This window comes from Paenibacillus sp. FSL P2-0089 (genome assembly GCF_038595095.1).
GTDB classification, from domain to species: Bacteria; Bacillota; Bacilli; order Paenibacillales; family Paenibacillaceae; genus Paenibacillus_AQ; species Paenibacillus_AQ silagei.
Genome location: NZ_CP152006.1, coordinates 4927293 through 4939319 on the forward strand (window position 1 = coordinate 4927293; position 12027 = coordinate 4939319).

Below are 12027 nucleotides of genomic sequence, written 5' to 3' on the forward strand. Positions count from 1 at the left end.
ATATGATAGTTGAGCCCGGCGGGCAATCCGCAATATGAAACACATCGACAATTTGTAAACAAGACCGCTGTAGTGCGCAATCCGGCCGAACAATCCAGTTGAACACTAAAAACCCCTTTGCCGGCAGAAGACCTGAAGGGACAGCCATTGTCCCTTGGTCTTACACCTTCAAAGAGGTTTCTCCAGTTATACAATCTGAAATACGGGCTGCTCCTGAATGTAATGCACCGGCACATCCGGGAACTGCCGGGCCAGCCGCGCCGCCAGCAGCTTCATTCCCGGCGCTTCGCTCTCGGCATGGCCGAGCATGATGAGTGCCCTGTCCTTGCCCTGCCGGACCGCATCGCGGATATACTCAGGCACCTCCCATTCGGGCCCTTCACCGGCGATGACCAGATCAAGCGACTCCTGCTCATACATCGGGATGACCGAATGGCCATTCCCCCGGTAACCGACCAGTACCCCCACTCTGGAGCAGGTGGCGGAGAGGTTCCCGGCAACGCGGACATAAGGGATATTCAACTTCTGCTTCAGATACTCTGCAACCCCGGAAACGGTCATCTCAGGAATGGAGAGGATCGACACCTCGGGCAGATGCCGCTCCACATAGGCTTCCCATTCCAGCTCCTGCAGCAGTCCTTCCACGATCCCGTCCAGCGCATAGCGGTGTATCGTGTCATGGAAGCGGTAGATGCCTACCCCGCTGCTTGAAATCAGTGCAGACTTCTCCTGGTAGACGGAATCCTGCTCCAGCGCGCTACCGTGACCTTGGTGGCTATAAAATACACCTTCATGCGTGATCACCAGGTTGGCGCCAAGCCGGGCCGCCTGCTCCACTACATATTGTGAAGCGGCGAAGGCAGTCACGATTCCCTGCACTTCTGTTCCCGCAGCGTCCGGCTCAAGCTTATCCACCGTATTCACGGGCAGCTGTATCCCTGCGGCTAAATGCTCCATCACATCACTGAACGTCAGTGCCATGAGATCTTCTCCTCCTTGTTGTTACCTATAACTTAATAGATAGTCCGTCCCAATGCATCTGCAATCCCGCTCTTGCGGAAGAAATACGTATTAATCTGGTCGCGCCATTCCTTGGCATGAGCCGCCTGCCCCTTAAGGCGTTCCTCCACCTGAGTGTACAGGCCTTCTGCGATGCTGCCCTTCAGTCCGCCCCATGCGTCCAGCAGCCCCTCGGCACGCTCTGCACCTTCGAAATGCGTATCGTAAATATGCTGGATCACGGTTTTGCCGGAATGCAGCACATGAGTGTACGGCACATGATGGAAGAACAGCAGCAGCTCATCCGGGCATTCCTCCAGGGAATCATAACGTACGGCGTTGCTGCCCATATACTGGGCGCTGTACCCTGTGCCTGTCGCCACGGTCCGGTCTACCCCGATGCCCTGATGATCGGCATAGTGGTAGGTGCCCCACATTGAATATTCATAGCCGTCCACATTCGGGCCGTAGTGATGCTCGGGATTGATCATCCAGCCTACGCCAAGCGGCGATGTATAAGACTCATAGATCTCCCAGGAGTCCAGCAAAATCCGGCTGATCACTCCGGCAACCGCTGTGTCCGTGCCGAATGTCAAGGCGATCCATTCGGCCGCAATCTCCACCGCACTCAGCTCAGGATTCCAGGCCAGCCGGCCGAAGCCGTAGAGATTCGCCTGAGCCAGCAGATGGCCGGTCCAGTTCTTGTCATTGCCCACATTGGATACCGCCGCAATCCCGCTCAGGCGGTTGCCCCACAGCGATCCGTCAACGATCCGCTTAACAGGGGCCGGACCGCCCTTGGCCTGCGTATCGAATTCCATAATCTCCTTCCACTGCGGAACGAGATAGCAGACATGGCGCTGCTGTCCGGTATATTCCTGGGCAATCTGGAATTCAATCACATGGTTCGTCCGTTCCAGGGCACCGAAGAGCGGAGATACCGGCTCTCTGACCTGGAAATCCATCGGGCCGTTCTTGATCTGCAGAATGACGTTATCATGGAACTGGCCGTCCAGCGGCTTGAAATGATCATAAGCCGCTCTGGCCCGGTCCGTCTTGCGGTCACGCCAGTCCTGCTTGCAGTTGTATACAAAGCAGCGCCAAATAACAATACCGCCGTAAGGCTCCAGGGCTTCCGCCAGCATGTTGGCCCCGTCTGCATGGTTCCGTCCGTAAGTGAACGGGCCGGGACGGTTCTCCGAATCGGCCTTGACCACGAAGCCGCCGAAATCGGGAATAGCAGCATAGATGTCGGCTGCTCTCGACTTCCACCATTCCCGCACCCCTGCATCCAGCGGATCTGCCGTACCCACTTCCCCTTCATGCATAGGTCCGGCAAAGTTCACGCACAGGAACAGCCGGATGCCATAGATGCGGAAGATATCCGCGATTCGCGCCACCTCCGGCAGATAAGTAGAGATAAACAGCGTCTCCAGCGCATGAACGTTCACGTTGTTGATCGCTATAGCGTTAATGCCGGCGGTAGACATCAGCCGCGCATAGTCTGTAATTCTGTCCATATCCTTCGTGAACTGGTTATTCTCATACAGGAAGGATCTGCCGGAATAGCCGCGCTCCACACTGCCGTCGAAATTATCCCAGTGATTGATCATCCGCAGCGAATTCACAGGATTCACTATTTCATCCAGATTCTCAATGTCCTTGCCGCTGGCAATCAGGCGCAAGAGATGGAAGACGCCGTATAACACACCTGCCTGGGAGGAAGCCCCTACAGCGATGCATTTAAGGGACTGGCTGGTTCGGATGGCGAACCCTTCTGCTCCTACAGCTTGGACGGTCTTGTCCTCGAACAAGCCCTGGATCAGCGGATGATCACCCGTGAAGGTGCCGAAGGCCACACCGAAATCTTCCGGCTGCGGCTTGGAGACAGCCTCAAGGTCCAATAGCGAGGCAATGCCTCTTGTCCATTCCTGAAGTGCAGCCTGGATGGTCTCCCCGCCTTCTGTAACGGATACTGCTCCGCACCATTTCGCATATTGCTTATATAGGGGGCCTTGTTGAAGCTTAGGATAGCTTAACCACGCATTGTATCCGCTGTCATATTGTGCAGCATACTCATTCCCGGATTGTTGTCTCATGTCCATATCTCCTCTGCATACATCTTGTATACTAGATTTCATTCAGGTTCATCCTACCACGCAGCCGCAGCCCCGGAACATTGTCAAATCACGCTAATATTTACCCAAATCAAGCAGAATCCTGTATACTAATAACAAGTGTACATCCCTATCAAGAGAACGCAAAGTATCAGGGGGCGATCCTATTGGTTGCAGCTTTTGAACCGCCGGTCCCGGGGCAAAGCCTTAGTGAAACTATCATCCCGGATGTGAAAACCACGCTCAACCTGTTCGGCATGCATCTGCGCAAGGTGAGCGGGGAATGGGATTATCCGCAGCACGCCCATCCCCAATATGAATTCAATTATGTGCTTGAAGGAGAGCAGTTGCTCACCGTCAACAACCACAGCTACCTTCAGCGCGCCGGGGATCTGGTCCTCTTGAGGCCGGGCGACATCCACTCCAGCCGCAGCGGAAACGGCGGGGCCTTCACCTATTTCTGCATCCATTTCGATATTGATGACAAGCTGTTCATTTCACTTCTCAGCCGGTTGAATCATGTATTATTCACCTCAGAGAGCAATGTTGCCCACAGATTAGGACCGCTCCTCAGCAGGCTGGTGGAGATTTCCACCTCCGGCTCCGGCAGCATCACGATCTCCCAGCGCATGAGGCTGCAGTCTGCCGTCTTCGAGCTGTTCGCCCAGCTCTGGGAGGTCTTCTCCCTGGAGGCTGACAATTCCTCCCCGGGCACTTATGAGCGGATCGAGCTGGCCCACCAGATCCGCAGCCGTCTCCAGGGTCTGGTCTATCAGCAGTTCAAGCAGGAGGTGCCCTATGACAGCCATTATGGCGTTGACGACATCGCCGCTGAGCTGGGGATCAGCCCCTCGCACTGCTACCGGGTCTTCCGCCAGGTATTCGGCCTCTCCCCCCGAGTCTACCTGTCTGAGCAGATGCTGCATGAAGCCAAGGTACTGCTGGATGACCACAGCCTGAGCGTCAGCCAGATCTCCGGCTTGCTCGGCTACCGCGATATCGCCCATTTCAGCAGACAGTTCAAGCGCTGGAGCGGCCAGTCGCCGCGGGAATACCGCGAGAGCAGGAGCTAGGCAGAGCGCGGAGCCTGTACAGCTGTATATCAAGTAGAAGCGGCTTCGCCGTCCTTTTAAAGGACGGTACCGTTTCAGCGAGAAATAGAAGGATAAGTTATCGTGTGCAACCTATAAGTTCTTATATTTTTAGTAAAAGCCTGCCTTCATCGTTGATGAGGGCGGGCTTTTTGCGCTATTGCGGGCGGTGCTTGATGAAGGCCAGCCCTATTTTTTGATATATGTGGCGAAATGCTCCTGGAGGTTCTTGGAGTCGATATCCGCCCGCAGATGGTGGTGCAGCAGCTCGTCGATCCCGGCGGTGTCCCCCTGCACGATATAATCCAGCAGCTGCTGGTGCTCCTGCCGGATGGCGGCCAGCTTCTCATCCTTCAGCATGTGCAGCTTCCGGTAGCGGATATAGTGCACATTGAACTGCTGGAGCACACCCCACAGGAATTCGCGCCCGGCCAGGCCGAACATGGTGCGGTGGAACTGGTCATCAAGCTGCAGGAACACCTCTGCTCCCTCCGCCTGCTCAATACACTTCTGCTGCTGCGCAAGGTTGTCCCTCAGCTCATGCAGCCCTTTTAGCGGGATATTCCCGGCCAGCGATTTCATAATCTCCTTCTCCAGCACATTGCGCAGGTAGATAATCTGTTCCACGGACTCCAGGTCTATGAAGGATACGAGATTGCCTTTTTTGGGATAAATATCGACGTATTGCTCCAGGGACAGCTGCTTCAGCACATCACGGATCGGCGTCCGCGACAGCTGGAAGCGCTCGGACAGAGCCGTCTCACTGATCATCGCCCCCGGCTTCAGCTCAAGGGAGAGAATCTCCTGCTTGAGGTAGGCCATTATTTCTTTTTTGGAAGTCATGGAATAGACCAACTTTCTGTTCGGGATTGTTCTTCCCCCCATTATATAGAAAAGGGATATGAATTTCATTGACAAAGATGAACGCATATTCTATGATCATTACGAATCCTATCTTGTATACAAGATTATGCCACATGTAACGCTGATTCTGTAAGGTCAATTGTCACAAGGCTTCGAATGGTTATCATTTGTATTTATGCTTATCTTACTTAAGGAGGAAAATGATAATGAATATGACTTGGAGATGGTACGGCGAGGGCAATGACAACATCACTCTTGACCACATCCGTCAAATCCCGGGCGTTATGGGCATCGTCTGGTCACTGCACCACAAGGTGGCCGGTGAGGTCTGGGAGATGGAAGACATCCAGAAGGTTGCCGATCAGATCACAGCCAAGGGCTTCAGTACAGCGGTTGTTGAAAGCGTCAACGTTCATGATGATATCAAAATCGGACTGCCGTCCCGCGACAAATACATTGACATCTATATCGATACCATCCGCAAGCTCGCCAAGGTTGGCGTCAAGGTCATCTGCTACAACTTCATGCCGGTGTTCGACTGGACCCGTACCGAGCTGTACAAGGAGCTGCCGGACGGCTCGAACGCCCTCTTTTATGAAAAGGCTGCCATTACTGATAATCCGCGCGAGATGGTAGACCGCATCCTGAAGGGTGCCGGACAATTCACGATGCCTGGCTGGGAGCCGGAGCGGCTGGCCAAGCTGGATGAGCTGTTCGCGGCCTATGCTGACGTTACCGAAGATAAGCTGTTCGACAACCTGAAATATTTCCTGGAGCGCATCATTCCGGTGTGTGAAGAAGTGGATATCCGCATGGCGATTCACCCGGATGATCCGGCCTGGCCGATCTTCGGACTGCCGCGCATTATCCGCAGCCGCGATACGATCCGCCGCTTCCTGGACATGGTGGACAGCCCGTATAACGGCCTGACCTTCTGTACCGGATCGCTTGGAACGAACCCGGATAACGATCTTCCGGCGATGATCCGCGAGTTCCACGACCGGATTTATTTTGCCCATATCCGTAATGTGAAGGTGTTCGAGAACGGCGACTTCATTGAGGTATCCCACCGGGGCCGTGATGGCAGCGTAGATGTTGCGGAGGTTGTTAAGGCGTATCATGAGAGCGGCTTCACCGGTTATGTGCGTCCGGACCATGGCAGACATCTCTGGGGCGAGGAAAAGAACTGCCGTCCGGGGTATGGCCTCTACGACAGAGCGATGGGCATCATGTATCTGCTCGGCGTATGGGACAGCCTGGAGAATGTCAAGGGGGCCAAGTAAATGCTGAGTCTGAGCAGAAGCAGCATCGCGGACCGTGAAGCCTGGGAAGCCGCAGGGGTAGAGCTGCCGCAGTTCGATTTCGCAGCGGTAGCGCAGAATACGTTAGAGAAGCCGGAGTGGGTTCACTTCGGGGCGGGGAATATTTTCAGAGGCTTCGTGGCGAATGCGCACCAGAAGCTGCTGGACAGCGGCAAGGCCAATACCGGCATCATCGCCGCCGAGACCTTCGACTTCGAGATGATTGACAAGGTCTATAAGCCTTACGATAATCTGACCCTGCTGGTGCTGATGAATGCAGCCGGCGACTTCCAGAAGCGGATCGTCAGCAGCATTGTCGAAGGCATCACCGCAGATAAGACGAGGGAAGCGGACTACAGCCGCCTGACTGAGATTTTCGAGAATCCCAGTCTGCAGATGGCGAGCTTCACGATTACGGAGAAGGGATATTCGCTGACCGGTCCTGATGGGCAGTATCTTGGCATTGTGCAGAAGGACATTGCCGGCGGACCGGAGCATCCGGTTCATGCGATGAGCATCGTGGCTTCCTTCGCCTACAAGCGTTACCTGAAGGGCCAGTACCCGATGACCTTCGTCAGCATGGACAATTGCTCGCATAACGGCGACAAGCTGAAGAACGGCATGGTTACCATCGCCAAGGAATGGGCTGCCAAAGGTCTTGTAGAGGAAGGGTTCGTGGCTTACCTGGAGGATGAGCAGAAGATCACCTTCCCGCTGTCCATGATCGACAAAATCACCCCGCGCCCGTCCGAATCCGTCCAGGCAGCATTGCTGGAACAGGGAATCGGCGGCATGGATGTGATCGTCACCTCTAAGAACACGTACACTGCTCCCTTCGTTAACGCGGAGATCAGCGAGTATCTGGTCATTGAGGATAAGTTCACCAACGGGCGTCCGGCACTTGAAGAAGCCGGTATTATCTTCACGGACCGCGACACGGTTAATAACGTGGAGACGATGAAGGTAACCACCTGCCTCAACCCGCTGCATACGGCGCTGGCGGTAACCGGCTGTCTGCTCGGCTACACGCTCATTGCCGATGAGATGAAGGACGCCACGCTTCGCAAGCTCGTGGAGACCATCGGCTACAAGGAAGGCCTGCCGGTTGTGGTTGATCCCGGCATCCTGAGTCCGAAGCAATTCCTGGACGAGGTGCTGCAGGAACGGTTCGCCAACCCGTTCATCCCTGACACTCCGCAACGGATCGCCACCGATACTTCACAGAAGGTCGGCATCCGCTTCGGCGAGACGATCAAGTCGTACATCCGGCGTGAGGAGCTTGACCCGGCCCAGTTAACGGCCATCCCGCTGGCAATTGCCGCCTGGTGCCGGTATCTGCTGGGCGTGAACGATGAAGGCGCTGCGTTCACGCTCAGTTCCGACCCTCTGCTGGAATCGCTGCAAGCGCGGCTTGCAGGAATTACGCTGGGCGCGGATGCTGCGAAGGCCGCTGGCGTGCGCGCGGTGCTGGAGGACCAGGCCATCTTCGGCGTGGACCTGTACGCCGCCGGACTCGGCGGGACGATCGAGGGCATGTTCACCGAGATGCTGGCTGGTCCGGGCGCGGTAAGGGCTACGCTGGAGAAGTATACCGCCTGAGGACGGGCGGATGTGCGTCGAATATAAGTAGAAAGACCAGGCCCTCCTTAAACAAGGAGGGCCTGGTTATTTTGTATAGTGAGCATTATAAGGGTGGCCGGTGCGGGGAAGTTAGAGTTTAAACCAATATGGTCAGCTAAGAGTTGCGTTCTGCTGCACAAATTACACTAGACTGTGGAGTTAGCCAACTTTCCCGGGATTCAGGGGCACTTGTGCTCTTCATTTACTCAGTTGGCGCGCTTCTGGAGAAATTAGTGGGATTTATCCCTTTCATTTCCTCCGCTCGGCCGATTTTGGCGGATTTAATGGGATTTATCCTTCTCATTTCCTCCTGCCGCCCATTTTCGGTGAATTTAATGGGATTTATCCCTTTAAATTGTTCATTCCACTAGTTTCCCTTTCAGCCTTAGTCTCATGGGAGCGTCATTTTCGATGCTACAGCTACGGGCCGCCCTACTCCTGCTCCAGATACTCAAAGTAATCAAAATCCGCCGGATGCAGCGTGCCGCTGAGGTCCTGGGCACACATGCCGATGAAGGTACCGGTAAAGCGGATGTAGGCCGGGAAATCATCGGACAGGTGATAGATTTCCAGAGCCGGGCCGATCTTCTCCCAGGAGGATTCACCAACGCTGTAATAGAACTGGGCGAATTCGCCGTCGATGATGACCTTAAGTGCTACACTTACTCCGGCTGGCAGCGGGACTTCAGGCGTCAGGGTATCTTCATAGACCCCGTCCTTGGAGCGGATGAGTCCCAGGGTTCGGCCACCGAGGACTTCATCGTGCGTGATCCGCAGATAGAGGTAATCCTTCGTGTCGTAATAGACGATCAGGCCGGCCATCTGCTGGAAATGCTCCGGCTCGAAGTCCACCGAAGTCTCGGCGCTGCAGCGGAAGGCCTGCTGGCGCAGGGCGACCAGGCTCTGGCGGTGCATGGAGCTCATCGACTCCCTGCCCTTCAGGCGCAGATAGCCCGGACGCTCCTGAAGCGAGAGCCAGGATTCATCAGCCGGCACGCGGAGCGTGCTCCAGCGGACATCCAGCTGCGGAGCCTCGAAGTCGTCACGCGGAGCGGCTGGAGCAAAAGGGTGCGCCGGAAGATTCGGTCCCTCCACCGTCAGCGATGGAGCGTTCCCGCCCCCGGACAGGGCCAGCCAGCCGTCTTCTGTAAATGTGGCACGCTGAATCGCCGTCTCCCGGCCCAGGTTGCAGTACTTGTCCTTGACTGGACGGCCGCACAGATGGACCATGTACCATTCACCGGTCTGTGTCTCTACTAGGCTGGCATGGCCTGCTTTTTGCAGCGCCAGTTCAGGGTTGCCTGCCGAGGTCAGCAGCGGATTAACCGGAGCGGTCTCATAGGGACCTTCAATCTGCTTTGCGCGGGCTACGGTCACCGCATGATCATACTGCGTACCGCCCTCAGCCGTAATCAGATAATACCAGCCGTCCTTCCGGTATAGGTGCGGACCTTCGGTCAGCGCCAGCTCCGTTCCCTTGTAGATGTTAGTAGCCGGTCCGACCAGGCGCTGCTCTTCCACCGAATATTCCTGGAGCACAATACCGGCGAAGCTGTTGCGGCCAGTGCGGTGATCCCACAGCATATTGACCAGCCATTTGCGCCCGTCTTCATCATGGAACAGTGAAGGGTCGAAGCCGCTGCTGTTCAGGTACACAGGCTCAGACCAGGGGCCTTCGATGTTCTCGGCCGTCACCAGATAGTTCGGCGTATCCTTGAAGGCACCCTGGCGGCTTTTGACATCGGTATAGATCAGATAAAAGAGTCCATTGTCGTACGTGAGGCAAGGTGCCCAGATACCGCCGGAATCGGGGTCCCCCTCCATATTGAGCTGCGAGCTGCGGGTCAGCGCATAGGTCAGCGGCCGCCAGTTCACCAGATCGCGCGAATGATGAATCCGCACGCCGGGGAACCATTCAAAGGTTGAAGTAGCAATGTAGTAGTCATCTCCAGCCCGGCAGATCGACGGGTCCGGATGAAATCCGCGCAGAATCGGATTATGAATCAGATTTCGGCTCATAGTTTCTCCTCCAATGCTTGCCGTCCTGCTTCCAGTAAGGCAATGATTTTGTCAGTGTCGTAAATGCAGCCCTTCCAGGTTCCGCCGCTGGCCGCCTGCAAAGCAGCCCACAGCCGGGTGTCCTCCGGCAGACCCGGGTCTACCGCCAGGCCCGGATGCGGCGTCCGCGAAGCCAGAATCAGCGTTCCCGCTTCCTTGGTCAGCGGCTCATCTCCTTCGCCGACCAGATTCACGCTTCCTTCCAGACTCACGGTATCAATGCGCACTTCCACCCAGTCATTATCGCGCAGCTTGCCGAGCGGGCCGCCTGCCAGCGCTTCCGGCCCCATATGGCCGATGCAGGCACCGGTGGATACGCCGGAGAAGCGGGCATCCGTGATCAGGGTGACATATTTGCCGTAAGGCAGATGCTTGAGCGCCGAGGTGAGCTGATAAGTCTCCTCCATCCCCGTTCCACTCGGTCCGCGGCCGATAACGGCCAGAATATCCCCCGCCTGAACCATACCCAGCTTGATGCTGCGGATGGCGGCTCTCTCGGTGGTGAACACCTTCACTCGTCCGGTATGGCGATAGACGCCCTCACTGTCGAGAACGGCAGGGTCAATGGCTGCCGATTTGATGACTGCACCTTCCGGGCAGAGATTCCCGACCGGGAATGTCATGGTGGACGCCATGCCCTGGCGCTTGGCCTCCTCCGGGCTCATGATCACAGAATCCGGGTCTACGCCGTCCGCTTCCAGCAGCCGCTGGCGCAGCTCCGTCCGGCGCTCTGAGCTCTCCCACCAATCCAGATTCTCGCCCAGTGTCCGCCCGGTCACCGTCAGCACGGACTCGTCAATCAGTCCCAGCTTGCGCAGATGGAGCATCACCTCAGGAACGCCCCCTGCCAGGAACACCCGAATTGTCGGATGCGGTACCGGACCATTCGGCAGTACGCTGACGAGGCGCGGAACCATCCGGTTCACCCGGTTCCAGTCCTCGACGGTCGGAATCTTCAGCCCGGCGGCATGGGCGATGGCCGGCAGATGCAGCAGCAGATTCGTGGAGCCGCCGAAGGCAGCGTGCAGCACCATCGCATTCTGGATCGACTGATCTGTCAGAATGTCGCTCATAACGATTCCGTTCTGATCCAGATGCTGAAGGGCCCGGGCCGACTGGCGGCCGATATTCTTCCAAATCGGCTGGCCCGAAGGGGATAGTGCCGAGTGCGGCAGCGCCATGCCCAGCGCCTCTGCGATCACCTGGGCGGTCGCGGCGGTGCCGAGGAATTGACAGCCGCCGCCCGGCGTCGCGCAGGCCCGGCAGCCGAGATCCGCCGCTTCTTCGAGGGACAACTCTCCGTTACTATACCGTGCCCCGATGCTCTGTACCTTACCTGCGTCTTCCCCCTCCACCGGCGGAAGGGTTACGCCGCCGGGGACGATAACTCCCGGCAGCTTATGCATACCGGCAAGAGCCAGCAGCATGGCGGGCAGGCCTTTGTCGCAGGTAGCTACGCCAAGCACACCCTTGCGGGTAGGGAGTGAACGAATCAGCCGCCGCAGCACGATGGCCGCATCATTGCGGTAAGGCAGGGAATCGAACATGCCTGTGGTTCCCTGGGAACGGCCGTCACAGGGATCGCTGACATAACCGGCGAACGGAATCCCCTCATTCGCGGTAAGCTCCTCCGCAATCTCTTCCATCATCACGCCAATCTCCCAGTGACCGGTATGGTATCCGAGCGCCAGCGGAGTGCCGTCCTCACGCCGGATGCCGCCCATCGTTCCGAGAATCAGGTACTGGGGCCGGTTCAGCAGCAACGGATTCCAGCCCATCCCGGCATTCTGTGTCATGCCAAAAATCTCTCCGCTCGGCGCATTCCGCAGCACCTCCCCGGTGATCGGCAGCTGGCCTGCCGGACCTTCCGCAGCGGTATGTACCGGAACAGCTTCAATGATGTCTTCCTTCATAATCTCTTGTACGGTCAATTTCATATGAATCCCTTCTCTCCTCAGAATGAATGTGCCCAGATGT

8 protein-coding genes are annotated in these 12027 nt (G+C 56.6%); 3 read left to right on the forward strand and 5 right to left on the reverse strand.

The genetic code is table 11. The features are described from left to right. Window positions 1-186: 186 nt before the first annotated feature. Together NST69_RS20810 and NST69_RS20815 are read right to left on the reverse strand one after the other, a co-directional pair. Complete coding sequence (locus NST69_RS20810; protein ID WP_036731687.1) at window positions 187-981, reverse strand: Nif3-like dinuclear metal center hexameric protein; 795 nt, start codon at window positions 979-981, stop codon at window positions 187-189. Between the two features lie 32 nt (window positions 982-1013). After that, window positions 1014-3098 (reverse strand): alpha-glucuronidase family glycosyl hydrolase, encoded by a 2085-nt coding sequence (locus NST69_RS20815; protein ID WP_340951311.1) that lies wholly within the window; start codon window positions 3096-3098, stop codon window positions 1014-1016. Window positions 3099-3283: 185 nt separating this feature from the next. Here NST69_RS20815 and NST69_RS20820 point away from each other — a divergent pair, with 185 nt between their 5' ends. Continuing rightward, window positions 3284-4189 carry an AraC family transcriptional regulator gene (locus NST69_RS20820; RefSeq protein WP_340951308.1) on the forward strand — a complete coding sequence of 302 codons (906 nt, stop codon included), beginning with the start codon at window positions 3284-3286 and terminating at the stop codon, window positions 4187-4189. Window positions 4190-4396: 207 nt separating this feature from the next. Here the strand turns inward: NST69_RS20820 and NST69_RS20825 are convergent, their stop codons facing one another. After that, complete coding sequence (locus NST69_RS20825; RefSeq protein ID WP_036731680.1) at window positions 4397-5050, reverse strand: GntR family transcriptional regulator; 654 nt, start codon at window positions 5048-5050, stop codon at window positions 4397-4399. Between the two features lie 227 nt (window positions 5051-5277). Between NST69_RS20825 and uxuA the strand changes: the two genes are divergently transcribed. Both uxuA and NST69_RS20835 read left to right on the forward strand, forming a co-directional pair. Next, on the forward strand, window positions 5278-6354 hold the full coding sequence (uxuA, locus tag NST69_RS20830; protein ID WP_340951304.1) for a mannonate dehydratase: 1077 nt from the start codon (window positions 5278-5280) through the stop codon (window positions 6352-6354). Continuing rightward, on the forward strand, window positions 6355-7971 hold the full coding sequence (locus tag NST69_RS20835; protein WP_342547009.1) for a mannitol dehydrogenase family protein: 1617 nt from the start codon (window positions 6355-6357) through the stop codon (window positions 7969-7971). Window positions 7972-8424: 453 nt separating this feature from the next. On the opposite strand, the gene NST69_RS20840 is transcribed toward NST69_RS20835, so the two are convergent. Together NST69_RS20840 and NST69_RS20845 are read right to left on the reverse strand one after the other, a co-directional pair. Then, on the reverse strand, window positions 8425-10011 hold the full coding sequence (locus NST69_RS20840; RefSeq protein ID WP_342547010.1) for a glycoside hydrolase family 43 protein: 1587 nt from the start codon (window positions 10009-10011) through the stop codon (window positions 8425-8427). Then, complete coding sequence (locus tag NST69_RS20845) at window positions 10008-11963, reverse strand: YjhG/YagF family D-xylonate dehydratase (protein ID WP_342550202.1); 1956 nt, start codon at window positions 11961-11963, stop codon at window positions 10008-10010. The genes NST69_RS20840 and NST69_RS20845 overlap by 4 nt, the downstream gene beginning before the upstream one ends. Between the last annotated feature and the right edge of the window lie 64 nt (window positions 11964-12027).

Coding starts and splice junctions, on each gene's coding strand:
- NST69_RS20810 (WP_036731687.1), bottom strand. CDS start 981: ATGGCACTGACGTTCAGTGATGTGATGGAGCATTTAGCCGCAGGGATA.
- NST69_RS20815 (WP_340951311.1), bottom strand. CDS start 3,098: ATGAGACAACAATCCGGGAATGAGTATGCTGCACAATATGACAGCGGA.
- NST69_RS20825 (WP_036731680.1), bottom strand. CDS start 5,050: ATGACTTCCAAAAAAGAAATAATGGCCTACCTCAAGCAGGAGATTCTC.
- uxuA (WP_340951304.1), top strand. CDS start 5,278: ATGAATATGACTTGGAGATGGTACGGCGAGGGCAATGACAACATCACT.
- NST69_RS20835 (WP_342547009.1), top strand. CDS start 6,355: ATGCTGAGTCTGAGCAGAAGCAGCATCGCGGACCGTGAAGCCTGGGAA.
- NST69_RS20840 (WP_342547010.1), bottom strand. CDS start 10,011: ATGAGCCGAAATCTGATTCATAATCCGATTCTGCGCGGATTTCATCCG.
- NST69_RS20845 (WP_342550202.1), bottom strand. CDS start 11,963: ATGAAGGAAGACATCATTGAAGCTGTTCCGGTACATACCGCTGCGGAA.